The following is a 22,901-nucleotide window of genomic DNA, read 5'->3' as shown; positions in this document are numbered from 1 at the left end:
TTACCTCTTCCAACAAGTGTCGGTATTGGCGCTTGGAGTTGCGCCTTTAACGCCAACCTCGTTTATGGTGAATGTTGTACACTTGGTGTCTTTTAACGCCACTCCTCCCGCTGGGGTGGCTGTTATTACGAAACTTTGCCCATCTACGGTGGCAGAAAGTGCGTACAAACCCGACTCTGTAGTGGTACTTAAACCCAAGTTACTTATGGTCGTTGTATATTGACGGTTATCAGCAAAATACTGCTCTTGCTTGCTTGCCGCATCAAGCACTGCGCTCATAGCTTCCGAGCGGGCACTACTAATAACAAAGCTCTGATAATTCGGATAGGCAATAGCCGCTAAAATTCCGACTACTGCCACCGTAATCATCAATTCTATTAGTGTAAATCCGTTACTTCGTTCCATTAGTTATTGTCCTCTTGGCGGAAAATATAGTTTTGTATGGTTCTAAAGCCCGGCTTGCTTGTTTTAGTCGGATCGTTTTCATCTACCCCGATTAACTCTAACAACTTACCATTATCCGGCGTATCAGGTGCAGATTCATCATCGGTACCACAGTTTAAGCAATAAAACTCTTCTTCCACGATAAAAGTCGGGGGTGGCGGGATCTTATCACCTAGATCCAGAGAATGACCAAAGTCGTATACACTGGAGCCATAATGCAGGTTAAATGCGTATAAACGCCCCATACCACCGGCCAACACACAATTGGCGATATCATTTTCTTCTCTGGGCGTAAAGGACGTGAAGTAAGCAACACCGAATAACACTGTTGGTTGGGCAAGTGATTTCTCGGTTGGGCTTAGTGAGTAATACCAGCCTTGGGAGCTGCCCAGTTGTTTCTCAAAATTTATAAAATCTTCGTCATCGGGCTCAACATCTTCAAGTGGTGCACCCGAAATATTCATTAAATCCAAAGTTGTTAATTTCGTAGGTACATTCTCTAAAGCCTCTGTAAAAGACTCTGTTTTAGTATTTGTATCGCGCAACATATAGAGGTAGTTGCTCTCGATCGTTTCCAACGGGTGAGAGCGGTTACCACTGCCCACCAACACGGCCTCGTAAGGAAGTTCCTGCCTGGTAATATATTCTTTACCATCAATTGTGGTGGTTTTTACTTGCGTATAATAGGTACGAGCTACCGAGGGGCCATAAAAGAAACGACGCTGCTCCGATAGTATTTCTGAATTACTTAACTCGGCGAAATGGAACACAGACCAGGTGCTCTTATCTGTACTGGGCATATCAAAGCGCCACACATTACCGCCGGTATCGCTGGCGTACATACGGTCGGTATAGCCATCATAATCACTATCTAACATAGCGACTTCACCAACTATACTATGCTTGCCTTCGAAGGCAAGACCACCACTTGAATCACCATTGGTGAACTTGCCAACCAGACTACCATCACTGGCTTTAACCATATAAATACCACGGCCAACAGAGTCTGCTCCGAAGCCCGTGTCTTTGTTTGTGTCATAACCAGCACCGAACACTAGAATAGGTTCAGGCTTCTGCCATTTATTCCCTTGCGCATCGATATAGTCGTACGTATAGCCCTTAAGGTAAGTAACAACTGGCTGAGACCAGGTTTGGCCAAGTTCTTCAAATCCAGGAGAAGCAGGGTCCAATTTCCACATTAATCTGGGCGCATTGCTATTAGACATGTCTATTGCATAATATGAATTACCACCACGACGCATTCCGATAAAGACCCATACCGTATCCACGCCATCATCTACAATACCGTCATTATTTTTGTCGTTAAAATAGACTGTGGCGGTGCCATCCATACCATAGACTTTCTCGCCCGATTCGTTGTTACGTAAGGTCGTTAAATTACTAAGCAGTTCGTGAGGAATAAAGCTCCACTGTTCAGTTAAGGTATCATTTTTATCCGAGAACAAGTGTACAAAGCCGGCATTAGTTCCCAGAATAATTTTTATTTCACCGTCAGGGTAAGTCAGCGCCACGGGGCGCGAATGTAAAGGATCACCCATAATATCCTGGCGCGTATCATTGGTTTGACCATCAATATCTTCATCATCTACGTCAAAACCACGCGCCCAATTAATCAAGCCTGTGATCTCTGTAGCTGAAACCCCAAGTTTATCAGCCGCTATCGGCTCACCAACCGTCTCATTTCCATTGCCATAAAACTTATTAACATTTGACGCAGTTAATGAAGCTTCTGGATTAGTTAGGGGCACACCATAATCTACAAAATTAGAATATACGTTACGGTTATCTGCACTTAGCTGGGACAGCACATAGTTGGCACCACCGGCACGTACTTCATCACCATCTGGGGCCGCACTCCAAAATGTGGTTACTATGTCATTACCTGATTTAATATTGCCATCGCCGTCAAGGGCCTGTACGCCATTTACATCGACGACTTTGCCATCAGACACTTTTAACTTTTTCAGGTTGCCTGCCCAGCGGGCACCTTCCGTAGGTAAAAACATGGCGTAATAAACAGAATCCGAGGTTTGGGTACGGTCAAAGTTATTACTTGCAACCGAAGGGGCTGTAAATGAACTGGAGTCAGAAAGGATCTTATTTATAGAATCGTCAAGGGCAAACTGCAATGACTCACTTGTAGTGGCAGAATAGTATTTACCTCCCCCCTCATGAGCGGCTTTTCTTAGAAGAGCCTCAGGTGCGCCTCCACCAAAACCAACCGTGTATAAGGTGGCGGTCTGATTACCTGGGATATTCTGATTAATATCCTGCTTTTTCATATAGTGAGCAAGTGCTGGTAAATAGCTTGATTTTGTTGTTACTAACTGCTCGCCATTTTCCCCCTCAACTACTTCTTCATATTTAATCAAATCATCTATATCTGGCTTAATAGAAGGGGTTATTTGGGGAATTTGGCTAGTAACATAATTATCAAAAAGGGCACCTATTGGTACATCAGCCGCGTTATCTAGGGTAGGCGCCCCATCTGTAATGTAAATAATGCTGATATCTTCGGCGCAACCGCCACGGTTAGTATAGGGAGTTTTATAAATGTCACCAGCGCCGTCTATTGTTGTAGACGTATCAAATGCAGGGATATTCGCTTGATAATTAAGGCCAGCACAAGCGGCGTTACCGTCAGTATCAACATTACAGTCAGTATCATCATCACCAAACTTTACAGCATGGCCACCGAAATAATTGTAAGCTTCAAACAGGGTCTCACACAGAGGTGTATTCGTTTGACCTTCAATTGAGGTAACCAGACTATTTACAATAGTTTCATCCTGACCAAAGCCTGCAACTAGACGTCCACCATCCCGATCGTTTTCTTCTGGGAAATTCAGGTTATATAACATCAAGGCAAACTCGGCATCAGGCGTGGCGCCAAGAGTTGCTGTTATCGTATTTTTAGCCACTTCGATCTTAAGATCCTTGTTAGCAGTGTTTCCTCTGTTGGCTATATACCAACGGATATAATTGGGAGAATAAAGTGTGACCACATTGGCATTTTCAAACTCAGCCTCCATTTTTGAACGTTCGTACTGGTCGTACTGGGAATGAGGGGTTTCGCCACTGTAACCAAAAAATGGCTTATGGCGGTTCTCGTAATTGCTGTTTGAGGGAAAACCTTTAAGCTGATCATGGGTAGCAGAACTATATTCATCGTTAGGCCCAACTTTCAAATACGGGTCAATCAATGTTTTGGTGTCTACCGGAGATTGAAAGGCATTATCGCCATCGTCATTTTGGAAATCAGCTAAACAATCAACGGGGTTTTTCATATTTCCGCCATTGTCATTTTTCAGATTAATCCAGCCACCATTATTGATCCCTGAGAACTCAAGCATTTTCCCAGTAAAATAACCGTACTTGGCTAGAGCTTCTTTCGCCGCGTCACAACCATTAAGCAACATATCAAATCGTTTTGCATCAGAGCGGTTTTCTATGTCACTCAGCGCTATCTCATCGATGGGAATACCGACAGAGTAAAAGACAAAATCATTTTTAAAACCGCTACCGGACTCGGCGCCGGTTTCAGGGTACTCCTCGTTGGTATTATAAGGAGGCGGAGCTATAACAGTTTCATTCATACTGCCGGAGTTATCGACTATTATCAGCACCTTGGCTTTGGCGCCCGTGGCGCCCATATTACCCACATAAACTTCTATATCTTCAGCATGTATTGCTGCCGGCACCGATAGTGCACACAGCAAAGCTAATTTTTTAAAAACTTTCATGTCGTTCACCTATTAATTTATGCCGCTCGTGTTACAGAGACTCTTGCTCTATACCGGCAATCACGCTGACCAAATGGCGGTTATTCTTTCCATAATTCACTTCACTAACGACCCTTAAGTCTCGACTGCACTTAATTTGGGCACCAGTGGCATGTGCCGATTTTTTACGCGAGCAGTTGGTAGCACTAGGCACTCCAGGTGCCTTAAGCAAAGACAAAGAAGCCGTAGCGTCCTTAGCAGTTAGCGTGATCACCTCATCATTAGGCTTACTACCATCGATTGGAAATGGAGCTAAATTAGGCTTAGTAAAATTAACGGCGCTATTTACCTTTATTTCATCAAAAATAGCGCGGCTACTATCGGCGTAAGCCTGAGTAAGAGCCTCATCATAATCTTGCGCCGCATTAATGACCTTCATATCAACGCTACTACTGCTCATAAGGGTTACGGCTACGCCGCTCACTACCAACACCATAACCAGGGCTGCTATCAGCACCACCCCTTGTTGGTGAGTACGTCCTAAAGTGCTATTAACCATTGGTTGCCTCCAGCATTGTTAATCTTAAAGGTTGAAACAAACACCATGCGACGATAGTTATCGTCAAAGGTTAACTTCCGTTGCGTGTTACCGGAAGCAGTATCATCTCCACCGAGCACATAGGTTTGATTCGTTAATTTAATGTTGTTATCTTCCTTTGTGGCACGCACTAATACGGATACTTGCACGGTTTTAATACGTGTCGTGCCAGATTGCTGCCAATGTGCGGGCGTCATCTCGCCCGCTTCTAGATATTCATCCACATCGCCATTGCCATCGTTGTCGAGACCGTAAAGAAAGCGAATATTTTCCACACCTTCAAGTACTGACTCAGTGTCCATTTCGTCACCAATTAAGCGCTTACGCTTAAGCACAGGCACGGTAATCTCTTTACCGCCCGAGGTATATTTATCCTCACCTACGTAGTACACCAAGTGTTCATAGGGCCAGACGCCCTTACCTAGTTCAAATGGAATAGGATTACTATCACCTTCGATAAAGCGCGCATCAGATAAGGTGGTTTGTACATAATACTGGCCAGTCTGTGTGTCTTGACCAGACATTTCCTCACCCACGCCTCGTTTAATTTGGATAACATCACTTCCAATCTTAGCATCGGTAATACAACCAAGCTCATTTGCAGAGTCAGCCTCTAGTCCATATATAACGGGAAAGTTTGGTACAGCCCCCGTACCTGGAAAACTGCCTATACTAAAGACCTCGTCAATGCAATCAACTGCGGGAGCAGTTACCCCAGAGACATCGGCTGTGGTTAAAGAATCAATATTTAAGCGGCCAAAAAAGCCTGTCATTTTCAGATCTTTTCCTAAGATATCTAGGGCAATACGACCGGTTTCTTGCAGCTCACCCATTTCCACCGTGTCCGATGTGGTTACCTTCATGCTCAGATAGGTAAACATCACGCCACCTAGTAAAAACAAGCCAACGACCATAGCGATCATCAGCTCTAATAGGGTGTAACCGGCTATTCGATTAAACCTGCTGTGCTTTATATCCATTGTCGCTCCCTACACAAATAGAAATGAATTAAGTGCTAAAACACGGCGGCGATCATCATTGGTGCCGCAACGTTCCTTAACGCTTGCCACGTCATCGTCGTCATCGGGGTCATCGGGGTCATCGGTAATGACCAGCTTCTGCCGTGAATCCCAAGAAATAGTCACTTTAATAGTTCGGTTATCAGCCCCACCATCGGTGGTATCAATACAAATCATGGCGCCAGACAACGAACCAGTATTATCTTCAGCACGAATTGATTTACGCCAATGTTCCTTATCAAAAAGAGCAACTTGAGCCGCGCTGCATTCACTGTTAATACCAAAACAGTCAGTAGTGCCTAACGTATCACTACTGGCAATATTGCCGTTATAATTGCCTGCCAGTGCCCCTTCGGTATTGGCTTTGATACGTTCAATCACATCATTGGCCACACCCAGCGCTGCCGCACGCTGCATGGCGTCATAGGTAGCCTGCTTTGCTTTTGCCTGCAAGGCAATGGCACCGAGGAGGCCAAAGACTAAAACAATAAACGCGATAAGCGTTTCTAGGAGGGTAAAACCTTGTTGATTACGCATAATGATCCATGGAGTTGCAGTAATTCTTAACAGTTTAGTAACTCTAATGCCAGACTCAACGTAAGAAGGAATAAACGGTATCTTTTCAGGATTAAGCGGTTAGCTAATCCTGATGGTTTAGGTGGGGGTATTATTAACTAAGAATTTTTCCTTAAAAATCATCTATAACTCAGCCTTGCCCAAGGAATGTGTGAATATTCTAAAATCTGAGGTTAGAAGCTTAAAATTATGACAACAAGACCAAGGCGAAGAGCAAAGTTAACAGCAGGTTATTCAGTCAAAGCTTCCTTTACCCGGGTTACTTCACGGCGGCTAACGCTTAATAAATCCTGGCACGACTTTAGCCGCACCTGATATTGCCTGTCCTGTTGTACCACGGACTGCAGCTGTTCTTTATTCACCAAGGTATTACGGTGAATGCGTAAAAACACTCTTGGATACTGCTGCTCCAAATCCTTTAGACTGGTATCAAGCAAGACCTGCGTATCATGGCAAATGGCTTGCGTATACTTACCATCGCTGCAGCAGTAAATAATGTCAGACAAGTTTAGCTTTTTGGTTTGATGTCCTACCTTATAGCTAATGCTTTGCTGTTGCTGCCCTTTCACCTGCGCCTTATTAAGTTGGCTCAGTTTATTCACCACGATATCCAGCTCTTGGCGCTCCAAAGGTTTTAACAGATATGCAGCAGGCATGACCTTAAAGGCATCGAGGGCATGCTGAGGGTGAGCGGTTACAAACACAATAGCAGGCGGAATGGCCTGCTCGTTAATTTCTTGCGCCGCACTTAAGCCGTTCTTCCCCGGCATTTCAACGTCAATAAAGATCACATCGGGCTGCAATTGTGCCGCTAACTCAACAGCCTCCACACCATTATTCGCATACCCGATCACATCTATATGGGCGTGCTCGGCCAACAAGCGATTAAGGCGCTTTTGCGCCATGGGCTCATCATCAACGATCAAAACCTGCACTATATAAACTCCATTTTAGGCACCACCAACTTAACGCGATAACTGTTCGCCAAACGGCGTGACCGCATGCTGGCCTGGCCGGCATAAATGATGCTCAGACGCTTTTGAATATTATCCAAGGCGATACCGTTATGAGCTCGTGTTGTTGGTGTCTGCTGCGCACTCAAACTGTTACTAACAATAACAGTAGCACTTTGCTTACTAATATGTACCTCAACATCAATAACCCCACCCTTATCACTGCTCTCAATACCGTGAACCACGGCGTTTTCCAACAAGGGCTGTAGCGTTAAGCAGGGTAAAACCACCTCGGGTATTTCCTTGGGCAGATGCCAGTTTACCTTTAGACGCTCGCCAAAACGCCACTGCTCCAGGGCAATATAGCGCTTGGCCAGAGCAAGCTCTTGCGCCAGGGTACTTTGCTGACCCACCTGCATCGCCGCCCGGGATAAAGACGCCAGCGCCAATGCCGACTCCTCAGCGGCGTCGCTATCTTCATGGGCCAACTCGGCTAGAGTGTTGAGGCTATTGAACAAAAAGTGTGGGCGAATACGAGCCTGTAACGCATCAAGCTGAGCTCGCGCATAGGCCGAATGCGCCTTGGCGTGTTCATTATAGATGGCCATAAACTGCACAAATAAGGCCGCGACCAGCAAACTAATGGCACTGCTTTTAAACACAAACCAATGGGAAAGCCGGGCATCGAGCAGTTCGAGGTAGCTGATATAAAAGGTGATAGCTAGGGTGCTCAGCACCAACACAGCAACCACGGCAAGCGCTTGCACAGAATTGTTTAGGTCAGGCTTAACTCGACTCAGAACATAAAGCGCAGCAATGCTGATGGAGGTAACAAATTGAATAAGCAGGCTGCTCTGGCCAAGTACCAACCAGAAATTATCCGGTTGGTACTCGCTGAAACTGATGATCAGGGCCAGCACCTGTGCCACGATCAAAGCGCTCAGAATACCGCGCGTTTGACACAAGGTGGTCAGTAAAGAATAGGAATTAGCTTGGGCTGATAACGACTGACTCATTAATCACCCCAAGTGCTTATCTAAGCTCTGCAGGAACGGCAAAGACTATATCTTCCTCACGTCCCGGGTTTTCCACCACCTGCTCACCGCCAAGTGATTTAAGGTGATTGACCACCTCTTTTACCAACACCTCTGGCGCCGATGCGCCTGCTGTTACGCCAACGCTATCAACATTTTGTAACCAGTTGGCATCAATGGAGCTGGCATCATCAATCAAATAGGCTGTGGTGCCCATCTTACTGGCCAGTTCGCGTAGGCGGTTAGAGTTGGAGCTATTCTTAGCACCGACAACTAAAAGCACATCAACCTTGTCTGCCAAATCACGCACCGCATCCTGACGGTTTTGTGTGGCGTAGCAGATATCGTCCTTACGCGGGCCATCGATATCCGAGAAGCGCTCACGCAATGCGTCTATCACATCGGCGGTATCGTCCACCGACAAGGTGGTTTGGCTGCAGTAAAACAGCTTGCTAGGATCTTTAACCTCAAGCTTGGCAACGTCCTCTGGGGTTTCCACCAAGTAGATGCCACCCTCTGGGTTGTCGTATTGACCCATGGTACCTTCCACTTCTGGGTGACCCTGGTGACCGATCAAAATACATTCGGTGCCACGGCGTGAAGCACGAGTCACTTCCATATGCACCTTGGTTACCAAAGGACAGGTAGCGTCAAATACTTTCAGCTCACGACGTTTGGCTTCCTGGCGTACCGCTTGCGATACTCCATGAGCACTGAAAATCACGATACTGTCATCGGGTACCTGATCCAGCTCTTCAACAAACACGGCGCCTCGATCTTTTAGACCATTGACCACGTATTTATTGTGCACCACTTCATGACGCACATAGATGGGCGCCTCGAAAATATCCAAGGCACGCTCTACTATACTGATCGCTCTATCGACCCCGGCACAAAATCCGCGCGGGTTGGCTAACATGATTTTCATCTGTTAATTACCTCTAAGATCTCCACCTCAAACGTCAGCTTTTGACCGGCTAAAGGATGGTTGAAATCAATGGTCACCGACTCGCCCTGCACTTCACGCACAACACCCGGTAGCTCGGTGCCATCTGGCTGAGTAAAAGCAATAATTGCGCCCACCTTAGCTGGCGCTTCGGCGCTGAACTTGCTGCGATCCACATGATAAATGTTGTCCGGGTTAGGTTGGCCAAAGGCATCCTCAGGCTCAAGCTCAAAGCTTTTTTCCTCACCGGCACGCAGACCCAGCAAACACTTCTCAAAGTTTTCCGTCAGGCTGCCATCACCCATTACCAGTTTAGCAGGCTTGTTGTGAACCTTGGTGGAATCGGCGGCAGAGCCATCCGACAACTTGATCGAAAAATGAAACACTACTTCAGAATTAGCACCGATAATAGCCTCACTCATTGACCGACTCCTTTTTACTGCTTGATTTAAAGGCATCAATTAACAATAGCGCGGCACCAATACAGATGGCGCAATCGGCAATATTAAACTTGGGATAATGCCAGTTCTGATAATACACATGAATAAAATCAATCACATAGCCATAAACCATACGATCATAAAGATTACCCAGGGCGCCAGCCAACACAAGGGCATAGGCACAGCCAAGTAATTTATTCGATGCGGGTAAGCGTTTAAGCCACCAGATCAGTAACACCGAAATCGCCACCGCAATGGCACTTAAAAACCAACGTTGCCAGCCACCGGCATCGCTTAAAAAGCTAAATGCAGCACCTGGGTTATGTACATAGGTAATATTGAAAACCGGCAGAATATCTATGGTCTGCCCTAAGGTCATGGTATTGACTACCAGGGTTTTGGTGGCCCAGTCGACCACCAAAAGCACCACAGTAAGTACCAACCAAATTAATCCATTACGCTTAGCTGACACATTCACTCCTACAGCTGAGATTATGCAAATTGACGTGTTTCGCCATCGCCATCAACGTTGGTAACACAGCGACCACACAGCTCCGCATGCGCTTCAACACTGCCTACATCATCACAATAGTGCCAACAACGCTCACATTTTTGTGCATTAGTGGCGGCCACGAATACGGCTAAGCCAGTCAATTCAGACTCTTCAATGTCAGCCGGCTTATCACCATGGGCAAGCACGGATACTTTAGAGGTCAGCAGCACAAAGCGCAGCTCGTCAGACAAGGCATCCAGTGTCGCTTTAAGCTCGTCATTGGCGTACAGAGTCACCTCTGCTTGCAAGGTAGCACCGATAATGTCTTCTTTACGGGCACTTTCCAGGACACGGTTTACCGCATCACGGACGTTCAACACGGTTTGCCATTGCTCATCAGAGAACTTACCTTCAACCGAAGTTAAACCTTCATACCAGGTACCGGTAAATACAAACTCGCTGCGCTCACCCGGCAGCACCTGCCAGATTTCTTGAGCGGTAAAGCTTAGAATAGGCGCCATCCAACGTGTCATCGCCTCGGCAATATGGTACAGAGCGCTCTGACATGAACGACGAGCGTGCGAGTCAGCCTTGGCCGTGTACTGACGGTCTTTGATCACGTCTAGGTAGAAAGAGCCCAGCTCGCCGGTACAGAAGTTCATTAGCTTCTGCGTAACCACAAGTAGCTGATACTCGTCATAGGCATTAACGATTTCTTCTTGCAACTGCGCCGCACGAGAGACGATCCAACGGTCAAGCTCAACCATGTCGGCCACATCAACCAAGTCAGTGCTTGGGTTAAAGCCATTTAGGTTAGCCAGTAGGTAACGGCTGGTATTACGAATACGACGGTAACGATCCGCGGCGCGTTTGAAAATTTCATCCGATACCGTCATCTCTGCGGTAAAGTCGGTCGACGCCACCCATAGACGCAGAATGTCGGCGCCCATTTTATTCATCACGTCTTGCGGTGAAATCACGTTACCTAAAGACTTAGACATCTTACGGCCGTTTTCATCCACGGTGAAACCGTGAGTCATCACCTGGCGGTATGGCGCGCGGCCATGAATGGCAACACTGGTCATTAGCGATGACATAAACCAACCACGGTGCTGATCCGACCCTTCCAGGTATAGATCCGCCGGAGAGCTCAGCTCATCGCGAGCATCCAGTACACAGGCGTGTGTTACACCCGAGTCAAACCACACGTCCAGAGTATCTTGTACTTTTACGTAACGCTCAGCATCCGCACCTAATAGGGTTTCCGGCTCAAGGTCATACCATGCCTGAATGCCGCCTTTCTCTACCAGTTGCGCCGCTTTTTCGATTAGTTCGCTGGTATTCAGGTGTAAATCACCCGTGTCTTTATCAACAAATAGGGCAATCGGCACACCCCAGGTACGCTGACGCGAGATACACCAGTCCGGGCGACCTTCAACCATGTTTTCGATACGGCTTTCACCCCAGCTTGGCAACCACTCTGTCTTCTTGATTTCAGCCAGTGAATCCTGGCGCAAGCCCGCTTTATCCATGGCAATAAACCACTGCGGCGTAGCACGGAAGATAATAGGCGTTTTATGGCGCCAACAATGTGGGTAGCTGTGCTGCAGCGCATGGTGATGCAATAAGGCACCTTTTTCTTGCAGCAGTTCAATTACATTCGGGTTGGCTTTAAATACGTGCTGACCGGCGAAAATAGGTGTATCCGGAAGATACACACCGTTAGCACCAACCGGGTTCGCCACTTCAAGGCCATAGGCAAGACCAGCCGCATAGTCTTCTTGACCATGGCCCGGCGCGGTATGAACGATACCGGTACCCGAGTCCGTAGTAACGTGGTCGCCAAGAATAACCGGCACATTGAATTCTAAGAATGGGTGCGCTGCTTGCAGGTTTTCAAGGGCAGAACCTTTGGCATAACCAAGCGTGTGGAAATGCTTAAAGCCAAAACGGTCCATACAATCTTTAACCAGTTCAGAGCCAAGCACTAAACGCTGTTGTTGACCTTCGTCTTCTACTTGGACTAAGGCATATTCAAGATTAGCGTGTACCGCTACAGCACGGTTTGCTGGCAAGGTCCAAGGCGTTGTGGTCCAAATCGCGGTGGCGATGCTGCCTGTGCCCTTGTGCTCTGCGCTCAACGCAAATGCCGCTTCAACGGCCTGCTCATCGGCGAACACAAACTTCACATCGATGGCTGGCGACTGCTTGTCTTGGTATTCAACCTCAGCTTCGGCCAGGGCCGAACCACAATCCGTACACCAGTGTACCGGCTTAGCACCCTTATGCAGGTGACCCTTGTCGATAATACGACCTAAAGTACGGATGGCATTGGCTTCGAAATCGAAGTTCATGGTCAGATATGGGTTGTCCCACTCACCGAATACGCCCAGGCGTTTAAAGTCGGCTTTTTGACCTTCCACCTGCTTGGCGGCGTAGTCACGACATTTTTGTCTGAATTCTGCGGCTGTTACCTTGTGACCCGGCTTGCCTACTTTTTTCTCAACCATTAATTCAATTGGCAGACCGTGACAGTCCCAGCCCGGCACATACGGGGCATCGAAATCCGACAGGGTTTTCGACTTGATAATCACGTCTTTTAGGATTTTGTTTACTGAGTGACCTAGGTGAATATTGCCATTGGCATAAGGAGGTCCATCATGCAAGATGAAAGACTTCTTACCTTTTTTTGCGGCGCGAATTTGTCCGTACAAGTCTTGCTCGTACCATTGCTTTAACATTTGCGGTTCGCGTTGGGCTAGGTTGCCACGCATTGGAAACTCGGTTTCCGGTAAGTTTAAGGTATGTTTATAGTCGCTCATTAATCCTACTTTCCGTATCGGCTACAGACTGCCGCTCTGGGCGGTGGTCGCTAAAGTAAAAAACTGCTTTGCCGCGATGGCATCGTGCTTAATTTGCTGCACCAATTCATCGAAGCCATTAAATTTTTGTTCGTCGCGAAGCTTATGTTTAAGCTTCACTTCTATAAATTGTCCATAAATCGACTGGGCAAAGTCGAACAAGTGTACTTCCAACAAGGCCCGGGTACCATTAAATGTAGGTTTGTTACCTACATTTGCTACCCCATTGTAGGTGCGCCCGGCTATCACCGCCTGCACCGCAAAAACGCCATTAAGAGGGCATACCTGGCGTTTAAGGGCGACATTGGCGGTCGGAAAACCCAACTCGCGGCCTTTTTTCCAACCATGAATGACCCGGCCACTGATGGCATAGTCATGACCCAGCATGGTTTTCGCCAGTTGCAAGTCTCCCGCTTTCAAGGCGGTACGAATGGCGGTGCTGCTCACTCTGGCATTGGCTTTTTTAAAGCTTTCCGTGCTTTTAACCGCCATACCGGCGCCCTTGCCCAGCTCTTGCAGCAAAGAAAAGTCACCTTCCCTGCCACGACCGAAGCGAAAGTCATCGCCCACGGTCAGGGCCTTTACGCCCAGCTTGTCAATCAACACTTGTTGTACAAAATCAGCAGCGGCCAAATTGGCAAATTTGCGGTTAAAGCTGACACAGATCACCCGCTCAACCCCAAGCTTGGCAAGTAAAGCCAGCTTATCACGCAGTCGCGTTAGCCGTGCCGGAGCCTGAGCTTTACAAAAGAACTCCTGTGGCTGCGGCTCGAAGATCATCACTGTGCTGGGTAGGTTTAACGCCTTGGCGTCCTCTAGTAACCCCTTGATCACCTCAACATGGCCTAAGTGCACCCCATCAAAGTTACCTATGGTGAGTACACAGCCGTGATGCTGGTCGCGTATATTGTGGATTCCGCGTATAAGCTCCATCGCTCAAAATGCCTTGTCTTTGCGCACTACTGCTGACGAAAGTGCTCGATTATAATCTTTTTTTTAATGTGATTCAGTAGTTGCCACATTTTTTATCGTACTTGGGCGCACACCAAAAATAAAAAGCATACCAAAGTAAGTGCTTGCCGCCGCCCCTATCAGGCCAGCCAGCAGCATTATCTGCTCAAGCAAGGGCCAATCTTGCCACGCAAACTGGGCTTGCACCAGGTAAACCAGGATACCCATAACCACGCTAGCAATAAGGCATTTGCTGCTAAAGGCCAAACTAAAGCGGGAAAAATGATACACCTCGTCCTTGGCCAGCTGACGATACAGCAAAAAGGCATTACAAGTAGCCGACAGTGCCGTGGCCAGAGCCAATCCCAGGTAACCGATAAAGGGCGCCAACATAAGGTTAAACACCATGTTCAGCGCCATGGCGATAATACCAATGCGTACCGGAGTACGGGTATCCTGGCGGGCATAAAAGCCAGGCGCCAAGACCTTAATGAGCATAAAGCTCACCAGGCCCACCGCGTAGGCGGCAACACCTAAGGCCACAGCCCTTACATGGTCTTCACCGGCACTGGCAAAGGCGCCATGGTCGAACAGCACGGTAATGATCAGCGGGCTGATGAGCATCAAGCCAACCATGGCCGGCAGTCCAAGGAAAATCACAAAGCGCACGCCCCAGTCCAGAGTAACCTGGAAGTCCGAACCTTTATCGCCGGCATGTAATTTTGACAGCGTCGGCAAGATCACCGTGGCAATGCCAATGCCAAATAGCCCGAGAGGGAATTCAATTAAGCGGTCGGCATAATAAAGCCAGGCAATGGAGCCGGTCACCAGGAAGGACGCAATAACCGTATCCAAGAAGAGGTTTATTTGCGACACCGACACCCCGAACAGCGCCGGGATCATCAGGGTTCTTACCTTTTTCACCCCTTCATCATGCCAGCCCCAACGGGGCCGGACCAACATCTTGGCGCGATATAAAAAGGGGATTTGAAATGCCAGTTGCACCACGCCACCGACAAAGACACCTATGGCCAACGCATAGGCCCCGACATCGAATTGCTGATGCAGAAAAACAGCACAGCCAATAATTGCCACATTAAGCAGCACCGGGGTAAAGGCGGCCACCGCAAAACGGTTATAAACGTTTAAAATGGCTCCACTGAAGGCCACCAAGGAGACGAAGAATAAATAGGGAAAGGTCCATTTCAACAAGCTTGAGGCAAGCAGGAACTTTTCCCCATCGGCGCCACCTTGATACCAGTCCACAAACCAACCGGCACCAAACAGCGCGGCAATTATGGGCGAGCCTATCACCCCAAGCAGGGTAACTATAATTAATATGGTGCCCAGGGTGCCGGCGGCGCGGGCGACAAAAAGCCGTACCGCGTCATCCCCTTGTTGTTCTTTTATCTCGCTCAGAACTGGCACAAAGGCCTGCGCAAACGCACCTTCGGCGAATAAGCGACGTAAAAAGTTGGGAATGCGATTAGCGAATAAAAATACGTCGGCACTGGCATTAGCACCCAATAAATTGGCCACCACCGCATCGCGTACTAATCCTAATACCCGCGAAATCATTGTCATGGCACTGACAATCATACCGGAACGAAACAAGCTGTTAGCCACACATCCTCTCTTGGGCCGACATTAATTGCGGCATTATGCCAATAAAAGCCGAGCGAATACAGCGCTGGTCGCCGCTCATTTGCTTTGCTATAATCCGCCGCGGTCACAGGCCATTAACTGCAATAACAAACCAAATTTTATTGGGTATAGGGTGCGCTAACCCGCTATAGCACCTTATATATGTGTCTCCCGGTAGGCATTGGCGATTCGTTACTCCTGCAGTTGGCTGTGCCACGTGAGTAAATTTGATTGACAAATTGAAAAAAAACGGGCATAGTCCACGGCCTTTAAATATAAGCTTTATTTAAGATTGTTAGGAGCAAACCTTGGCTAACATCAAGTCTGCAAAGAAACGCGCTGTAACCAGCGAAAAACGCCGTCAGCACAACGCAAGCCGTCGTTCAATGATGCGTACATACACAAAGAAAGTAATTGCTGCCATCCAAGCTGGTGACAAAGAAGCTGCACAAGCGGCTTTCGCAGTAGCTACACCTATTTTAGATCGTTACGCAACTAAGGGTCTAATCCACAAAAACAAGGCAGCTCGCCATAAGAGCCGTCTTGCTGCTAAGATCAAAGCGCTATAATTTAGCTCTTAATCTAGCAAAAAAACCGGCCTAGGCCGGTTTTTTTATGTCTGCAAATCAATCACGTTCGAATAAACACATGATTAAGCAGGCGCGGTATACACCTGCTCCCCATTTCTTGAGTTGCCTCTTAGGCAAACTCTATGCTGGGATAAAACTTTTTCAGCATCGCCGCAATCTTCTTCGGTGAAAAGGGTTTCACCACAAAACCTTTGGCGCCCTTGTCTATGGCATCCTTTACATTATCAATAGTAGAATGCGCGCTAACCATCACTACCTTGGCCTCGGGCAAAATAGCGTTAATGTCGGCTATCATCGCCTTTCCGTCACCATCGGGCAGTTCGATATCTAAAAATACAATCTGGTAACGCTTTTGCGCACAGGCCGACATACATTGCGCCGCAGTCGCCGCTTCATCGACATCGTCTATCCCTAAATGCATCAAGGTTTGGTTGAGAAAACTCCGTACCGTGCCAACATCATCCACTATTAATATTGCTATATCGTCCATTGAAACTTCCTAACTTATCCTACTGAATGGGGCAATCCTAAGAATTAACTTAGATAACCAAACTACACTAAAAACCGCCCTTATTATAGAGCGATGCGACGGTTAGGCCAAGCATCTGCCAGCGCCTTGGTAACCAAGCTTACAAGGTAGAAATGACGGGGCGCTTAACTGCCTTATTAAACATTAAGCAAACTTATGTTTATTCTATCGACTTAACCTCAATCAAGTTCCCTATATAGTCATAAAGAAAACGCTAGCCTGCATTAGTTCTAATCAGTAATGCATCATTATCTATTTTTTCAGATGCTAAAAAAAATGATGAACGCTTCCTTAACCACTGATTTTCAGTCATTTACCCCCATGAATTGGCAATTATCCTGATTTTACCTGAATTCCTTTATTGTCCGGCTAATGCCCAACGGCCCAGATCCCGCACCTCAATATGGATGTATTCTCACTCTGAGCGCATTAAATTTCAGATTAATAAAACTTATCCGAAAATGATATTTTTTTTAGTTTGTTTGCACCCATAATGGCTCGCATAATAGCGCCTCTTTTTTAGTCCTATTACACTTTGGAGTCGAGCAACTTGGACGTCAACCTTGGAATTCAAATCATACTTGGAGCACTGGCTATTGGCGCTTTCTTTATTAGTCATGGCACCCTGCTGCGTATCGCCGCAAGTATCGCCATTGGTTTGTTATTTTTTGTCCATGCTCAGCAGTTAGTAACACCTAATGGTTTGACTAACATTACCCTAGTGTTAATTAATACCTTCTATTTATTTAAGGTATACACCAGCCGCGTTGGCCGCACTCTAGTGTAAAACAGCGCAAAAATAACGCACTTGGTACCACGGCACAAAAATGCTGTGGTACAAGTCAAATAAAATAGGCTAACATCAGCCTAGCTGTAATTTATTTGGCCGAGGCGATTATGAATTCTTCTTCTCCAGCACGCGACAGCGACCTATTTGCTGAGTTTATGGGTGATGTTACCCCCATGGCAAAGCCAGATACCGTCAGTTACTTTCAACGCTCATCTAAACCCACGCTTGCACAGCAGGAGAAACGTCGGGCAGCGGAGCAAGCGATCCAGTTCGATGACAACCTGCTCGCAAGCGAACATGTTGAACTGCTCGATCCCCATGATTTTCTAGCCTTTAAAAAATCCGGTGTGCAAGAAGGCGTGTATAAAAATCTGCGCCTTGGTAAATATGATGTGGATGCCACCTTAGATTTGCACGGTCAAACCCTGGTCCAGGCACGCAAGGCCATGTATGAAACCATTACCGACTGCCATGAACGGAATATTCGCGTATTACTGATAAGGCACGGTATTGGAGAAAAGAGCCAGCCCCATAAAGGCCTGCTAAAAAGCTATGTGAACCATTGGCTGCAGCAACTCGATTGTGTTTTGGCTTTTCATAGCGCCCTAAAATGCCACGGCGGCCTTGGCTCCACCTATGCATTATTGAAAAAAAGTGCGCAGAAAAAACTGGAAAACCGAGAACTGCACGCCAAGCGCTAAGACTCGAATCTCAGGCAAAAAAAAAGCCGAGCTCAGCTCGGCATTTTTATGCATTGGAATGGTAGTGTTCTAGCCCTAGACCTTATAAAGGCATGGCGTTAGCTTGGTTGAACCAGGCCGCTAATCCGAGAAAAGCAACCCAAATCAATATATAGCTAAACTTAGCTCCACCTTGATTGTGTTTCATAACGCTTCCCACTTGGCTTAGCCTTTTAGCGGCTAAGATTATTATTATTATTTTTTACATCAAGTATGTAACGGCACATACTATAAGCAAGCGGCAAAAAATTAACAAGCTGTTTACTTAGACAGTAGTAATTTAGTATTGCCGCTGCCTGTCTATGCAATGGAGCAAAGCTTCGCCCCGCTGTAAGCGCTGATAATTAGTCACCACCTGCTCAACCACGGTATCTATCCTGCTTAGCGCACTGCAATGGGGAGTGACGATCAGGTTTGGAGTTTGCCAAAACATGTGCTCTGCGGGCAAAGGCTCCTGATTAAAGACATCGAGAGAAGCGCCACCAAGTTGCTGCGCTTGCAGCGCCGCCAGTAAATCCTCTTCCACCACATGGGCACCACGGCCAACATTTATCACTACCGCATGATCGGGCAGTTTAGCCAGCAAATCGGCATTGATTATCCCCCTTGTTTGCTCGGTCAAGGGCAAAATACACACCAGATAATCGCTTTGTGCCAACATGGTATTCAGACCCAGCTCACCATGAAAATGCTGCACCTCATCACTCTCGGTTTTAGCGCCATTAGAATAAGCCATCACAGAGCAACCATTAGCGATTAAACGCTTGGCTATGGCTTGCCCAAGTTGACCAAAACCCAGCAAACCCACCCGATTATGAGAGCGTACTCGCTTGGGCCGCCAAACTTGCTGCTCTTGCTGATGCATATAACGGGGCATATTGGTTTTATGCAGTAACACCTGAGTTAATACATATTCGGCCATATCCGCTGCCAACTCAGGGTCGACAATGCGACCGACGGGCAGGTGCGCGGGAATAGCCGCCAAGTTCAATCCATCAACACCGGCACCAAAAGACATTACCGCGCGCACATTCGGCAACTGCGACCATAATTCTTCAGGTACCTGCCAGCCGAGCACCATGTCTATGCCCTCGGCATCAACTATATTCGGCCATACCTGTACCTTATCAGCCCCCAATTGCGCCTGAAGCTGGGCTTCTAAACGCTCGATATTACGATTAGGAATGGCTAACAATAAGCTCATCGACTACTCCCGAACAATAAAAAAGAGCAGTATCACATAGCCTTAGTGCAGCGTCACTAGGCTATTTTGCAATGGCCGCTTTAACCCTCGCCCAGTCTTAAAACTGTCACTTATTTTACACCTTAGTGTCATGGTCGATTTTTAATCTAGCTATTATTTCGTTGCCAAAGGGCACAGTATGATCAGCATTGATAAGGTCGTAGAAGATAACCTACCGAGTTTAGCAAACTCACCCAAGGTAAAGGGGCTGGTTAAAAAAGGCCTGGGTTATTTGTTACATGAGCAGGAGTTTGTTGCTTTTGGTGATAATTACCCACACTTACAGGGCCTGGAGTTTATCGAGCAAGTTTTAGAAGAGCTGGATTTCAGCGCCCGATTTAACTCCGCGCAACTGGACAATATTCCCAGCGAAGGGCGCTTGGTAATAGTGGCTAACCACCCTATCGGCTCACTTGATGCCCTGGCATTGATCAGCGTGCTGGCGCGAGTCCGCCCGGATATCAAGGTGGTCGCCAACCGCTTACTGATGAGTGTCACGCCCATGCACTCCTTATTATTGCCGGTGGACAATATGTCCGGCAACAGCCGTAAAAAAGAGCTGGGCGCTATTCATCAACACCTTAAGGATGAAGGAGCCCTGTTGATTTTCCCCGCCGGAGAGGTATCGCGTTTGCGTCCAACCGGCGTCAAGGACTGCACCTGGAACCACGGCTTTTTGCGCATTGCTAAAAAAGCCAGCGCCCCTATTTTGCCAATTTTAGTTAAGGCCAAGAACAGCCCGCTGTTTTACGGCACCTCGATGATCTACAAGCCGCTGGCCAGCCTCTTGTTAGTCAAGGAAATGTTCAAGCAAAGACAAAAGTCGCTGGAATTTGAAATTGGCGCCGCCATAGTGCCCAAGTCATATCTGCTTGATAACCTCAACGATAAAGAGATCAGCCGCCTGATCCGCAAACAGCTTTATCGTCTTGGCACGAAAAAGCCTGAGCTATTAAAAACTCAGACGCCTATTGCCCATGCCGAGTGCCGCAAGGCCTTGGTATCGGCCCTTAATGACTGCGAGCGTTTGGGAGAAACTCAGGACGGCATGCATATTTACCTGTATCAGTATCAGGGCAGCTCGGCGCTGTTTCGCGAACTTGGCCGTCTGCGGGAAATCGCCTTTCGCGCCGTGGGCGAAGGCAGTGGCAAACGTCGCGATATAGACAAATATGATATGGACTATCATCACCTCTTGCTTTGGGATCCAAAGCAGCTGGAGTTAGTAGGTGCTTACCGACTGGCCTGTGCTGACGAAATCATCAATAAACAAGGGCGTCAGGGCCTGTACACGGACAGCCTGTTCGACTACGAGCCGGGCATGGACGAATATTTCGAGCAAGGCATAGAGCTGGGACGCAGCTTTGTGCAGCCAAAGTACTGGGGCCGTAAGAGCCTGGATTATTTATGGTTTGGCATTGGCGCCTTTGTTAGCCGCTACCCCAAGTACCGCTATCTATTCGGCGCCGTCAGCCTCTCTAATGCACTGCCGGAAAATGCCAAGGAGCTGTTGGTGTATCACTACCAACATTATTATGGACAAGCGCAGCAACTGGCTATTCCTAAACACGAGTTTAAACACAGTGACGATACTCAGGCCTATGCACAAAGCCTGTTCTGCGGAAATGATGTTAAAGCTGACTTTACCGAGTTAAAGCATATTTTGGCCAATATGGGCGCCCAGGTGCCAACCCTGTTCAAGCAATACACTGAACTTTGCCAAGAGGACGGGGTCTCATTTTTAAGCTTTAGTGTCGACCCTGACTTTAATAACTGTATCGATGGCCTGGTCTTGGTCGATATGGCCAAGCTGAAAGAGAAAAAGGCGCAGCGCTATCTCACCAATGATGCCCTGATCGCCCGTACAAAAGAAAACTAGTTAACAGATTCCCCCAACCACAAAAAAGCCGGTTTTTACACCGGCTTTTTCATCTCTTAATTACAGTGCCCACTCTTAAGAGCAGGCGAACACCTGCTTTAGCGTCTGGGCATAAATATCAGTAATAGCATTAAGATCCGCCACTGCAACCCGTTCGTTATCCTGATGGATGGTGTGGTTGCGTACACCACACTCCACCACCTGAGTGTGCTCGTTGGCAAAGAAGCGCCCATCGGATGTGCCGCCACTGGTGCTGAGCTTAGGATAACTGTGAGTACAGGCATAAATGGCGCTTTCCAATACCGCAATCAGATCGATATTGCCACCACCGGAGGTGTAATAAGGCTCACAAGGGCGCTCCCAACTGATTTCAATCTCATTTAACCAGGGCGCCAGGGCCTGATTGACCATGTCCTGCACATCATTACTGCGATAACCATGGCTATAGCGCACATTAAAGGTCAGCTGGCACTGGGCTGGCACCAGGTTATCCAAACTGTTAGGTACATGTAGGCCGGTCACCTGTAATGTGGTTTTCGAGCCCTCAATATCCTTATGCCAGTGAATTTGTTGCAGCGCCACCGCCAATTGCGCACCAATATGCGCGGCATTGACCGTATGCTCTGGATAGGCAACATGTCCGGCGCGACCCTTAACACTAATGCGTGCCGACAAGGCGCCACGACGACCATTTTTGATGGTATCACCGGCATGCAAATCAGCGGTGGGCTCGCCGACAAGACAGGCGTCTAAACGCACCCCCTGGTTGGCCAGATGCTTAGCAATCTCGGCACTGCCAAACTCGGCCTCACCCTCTTCATCCGAGGTGATCAACCAATAGAATTGTCCCTGAGTCGGCTTAGCCGCCAATAAGCGATCGGTGGCCGCCAGCATGGCCGCGACCCCGCCCTTCATATCCGCGGCACCTCGACCATACATTTCGCCATCGATAATGTCGCCAGCGAAAGGATCGCAGCGCCAACGCTCGGCGGCGGCTGGTACCACATCTATATGGCCGCAAAACGCAAAGGCACTCCCTGGGCCAAACTCGTATTTCGCTATCAGATTGCTCACCCCTTGGCACTCAAAGAGCTCACAACTAAACCCCCGCTGTGTAAGTTGCTGATCAAGCCAGGCGATGGCGCCGGCCTCATTGGGAGTAACCGAGGGAAAACGAATAAGCTGTTGCAAGTACACAAGCTCATCCGCAAGATTCGAAACCTTTGCCTTAAGGCGAGCAGCGTTCGACATAAAATGCTCCATAACATGGCGTTAAAGCCATTACAGCGCCTTTTTATGACAGCCTTATGTCAACTTTTTGCCTTATAACCGACGCAAAGTTTAATCTAAATCAAAGATCCACCGAGGCGATACGCAAACGCGGATGAAAGCTTGATCTAGAACAGTTTTTATTTTCCAACAGCCCTG

The 22,901-nt window shown here is 47.7% G+C and carries 20 protein-coding genes; 4 read left to right on the top strand and 16 right to left on the bottom strand.

Annotated elements, in window-relative coordinates; all coding sequences use genetic code 11:
• From C2M17_RS11930 to murJ, 13 genes are all read right to left on the bottom strand, one after another.
• Nucleotides 1-405: a type IV pilin protein gene (locus C2M17_RS11930; protein ID WP_105200981.1), complete on the bottom strand. Its 405-nt coding sequence runs from the start codon at nt 403-405 to the stop codon at nt 1-3.
• Nucleotides 405-4,208 (bottom strand): pilus assembly protein, encoded by a 3,804-nt coding sequence (locus C2M17_RS11925; protein ID WP_105200980.1) that lies wholly within the window; start codon nt 4,206-4,208, stop codon nt 405-407. The genes C2M17_RS11930 and C2M17_RS11925 overlap by 1 nt, the downstream gene beginning before the upstream one ends.
• Before the next feature lie 31 nt (nt 4,209-4,239).
• A complete protein-coding gene (locus C2M17_RS11920) occupies nt 4,240-4,746 on the bottom strand; it encodes a pilus assembly PilX family protein (protein ID WP_105200979.1) in 507 nt (168 codons plus the stop codon).
• Entirely contained in the window at nt 4,728-5,765 is a 1,038-nt protein-coding gene (locus tag C2M17_RS11915; RefSeq protein ID WP_105201097.1) for a PilW family protein, read from the bottom strand. Before C2M17_RS11915 ends, C2M17_RS11920 begins: the two co-directional genes overlap by 19 nt.
• Nucleotides 5,766-5,774: 9 nt before the next feature.
• The gene (gene pilV / locus C2M17_RS11910) at nt 5,775-6,341 is read right to left on the bottom strand and encodes a type IV pilus modification protein PilV (RefSeq protein WP_105200978.1); all 567 of its coding nucleotides are present in this window, start codon (nt 6,339-6,341) and stop codon (nt 5,775-5,777) included.
• A 269-nt stretch (nt 6,342-6,610) separates the two neighbouring features.
• A complete protein-coding gene (locus tag C2M17_RS11905; protein ID WP_105200977.1) occupies nt 6,611-7,315 on the bottom strand; it encodes a LytR/AlgR family response regulator transcription factor in 705 nt (234 codons plus the stop codon).
• Complete coding sequence (locus tag C2M17_RS11900) at nt 7,315-8,349, bottom strand: sensor histidine kinase (protein ID WP_105200976.1); 1,035 nt, start codon at nt 8,347-8,349, stop codon at nt 7,315-7,317. The genes C2M17_RS11905 and C2M17_RS11900 overlap by 1 nt, the downstream gene beginning before the upstream one ends.
• 16 nt (nt 8,350-8,365) lie before the next feature.
• Nucleotides 8,366-9,295, bottom strand: a complete 930-nt coding sequence (gene ispH / locus C2M17_RS11895; protein ID WP_105200975.1) for a 4-hydroxy-3-methylbut-2-enyl diphosphate reductase — start codon at nt 9,293-9,295, stop codon at nt 8,366-8,368.
• Nucleotides 9,292-9,735 (bottom strand): FKBP-type peptidyl-prolyl cis-trans isomerase, encoded by a 444-nt coding sequence (fkpB, locus tag C2M17_RS11890; RefSeq protein ID WP_105200974.1) that lies wholly within the window; start codon nt 9,733-9,735, stop codon nt 9,292-9,294. Before fkpB ends, ispH begins: the two co-directional genes overlap by 4 nt.
• Complete coding sequence (gene lspA / locus C2M17_RS11885; RefSeq protein ID WP_442792493.1) at nt 9,728-10,225, bottom strand: signal peptidase II; 498 nt, start codon at nt 10,223-10,225, stop codon at nt 9,728-9,730. Before lspA ends, fkpB begins: the two co-directional genes overlap by 8 nt.
• Nucleotides 10,226-10,245: 20 nt before the next feature.
• Nucleotides 10,246-13,068 (bottom strand): isoleucine--tRNA ligase, encoded by a 2,823-nt coding sequence (gene ileS / locus C2M17_RS11880; RefSeq protein ID WP_105200972.1) that lies wholly within the window; start codon nt 13,066-13,068, stop codon nt 10,246-10,248.
• A gap of 21 nt (nt 13,069-13,089) precedes the next feature.
• The gene (gene ribF, locus C2M17_RS11875; RefSeq protein ID WP_105200971.1) at nt 13,090-14,040 is read right to left on the bottom strand and encodes a bifunctional riboflavin kinase/FAD synthetase; all 951 of its coding nucleotides are present in this window, start codon (nt 14,038-14,040) and stop codon (nt 13,090-13,092) included.
• A 63-nt stretch (nt 14,041-14,103) separates the two neighbouring features.
• On the bottom strand, nt 14,104-15,684 hold the full coding sequence (murJ, locus tag C2M17_RS11870) for a murein biosynthesis integral membrane protein MurJ (RefSeq protein WP_105200970.1): 1,581 nt from the start codon (nt 15,682-15,684) through the stop codon (nt 14,104-14,106).
• A gap of 326 nt (nt 15,685-16,010) precedes the next feature.
• Here murJ and rpsT point away from each other — a divergent pair, with 326 nt between their 5' ends.
• Entirely contained in the window at nt 16,011-16,271 is a 261-nt protein-coding gene (gene rpsT, locus C2M17_RS11865; protein WP_105190149.1) for a 30S ribosomal protein S20, read from the top strand.
• 130 nt (nt 16,272-16,401) lie between these two features.
• On the opposite strand, the gene C2M17_RS11860 is transcribed toward rpsT, so the two are convergent.
• Complete coding sequence (locus C2M17_RS11860; RefSeq protein ID WP_105200969.1) at nt 16,402-16,782, bottom strand: response regulator; 381 nt, start codon at nt 16,780-16,782, stop codon at nt 16,402-16,404.
• A gap of 589 nt (nt 16,783-17,371) precedes the next feature.
• On the opposite strand from C2M17_RS11860, the gene C2M17_RS11855 reads away from it, so the two are divergent.
• Complete coding sequence (locus C2M17_RS11855) at nt 17,372-17,608, top strand: hypothetical protein (protein ID WP_105200968.1); 237 nt, start codon at nt 17,372-17,374, stop codon at nt 17,606-17,608.
• 110 nt (nt 17,609-17,718) lie between these two features.
• The gene (gene smrA / locus C2M17_RS11850) at nt 17,719-18,312 is read left to right on the top strand and encodes a DNA endonuclease SmrA (protein WP_105201096.1); all 594 of its coding nucleotides are present in this window, start codon (nt 17,719-17,721) and stop codon (nt 18,310-18,312) included.
• Between the two features lie 319 nt (nt 18,313-18,631).
• Here the strand turns inward: smrA and C2M17_RS11845 are convergent, their stop codons facing one another.
• On the bottom strand, nt 18,632-19,555 hold the full coding sequence (locus C2M17_RS11845) for a 2-hydroxyacid dehydrogenase (RefSeq protein WP_105200967.1): 924 nt from the start codon (nt 19,553-19,555) through the stop codon (nt 18,632-18,634).
• Between the two features lie 178 nt (nt 19,556-19,733).
• On the opposite strand from C2M17_RS11845, the gene C2M17_RS11840 reads away from it, so the two are divergent.
• The gene (locus C2M17_RS11840; protein WP_105200966.1) at nt 19,734-21,473 is read left to right on the top strand and encodes a GNAT family N-acyltransferase; all 1,740 of its coding nucleotides are present in this window, start codon (nt 19,734-19,736) and stop codon (nt 21,471-21,473) included.
• Between the two features lie 75 nt (nt 21,474-21,548).
• On the opposite strand, the gene dapE is transcribed toward C2M17_RS11840, so the two are convergent.
• Entirely contained in the window at nt 21,549-22,724 is a 1,176-nt protein-coding gene (gene dapE, locus C2M17_RS11835) for a succinyl-diaminopimelate desuccinylase (RefSeq protein WP_105201095.1), read from the bottom strand.
• Nucleotides 22,725-22,901 lie beyond the last annotated feature (177 nt).

This window comes from Pseudoalteromonas sp. T1lg10, from assembly GCF_002964545.1.
Lineage (GTDB): Bacteria > Pseudomonadota > Gammaproteobacteria > Enterobacterales > Alteromonadaceae > Pseudoalteromonas.
This window is presented reverse-complemented; position numbering and strand designations above follow the sequence as displayed.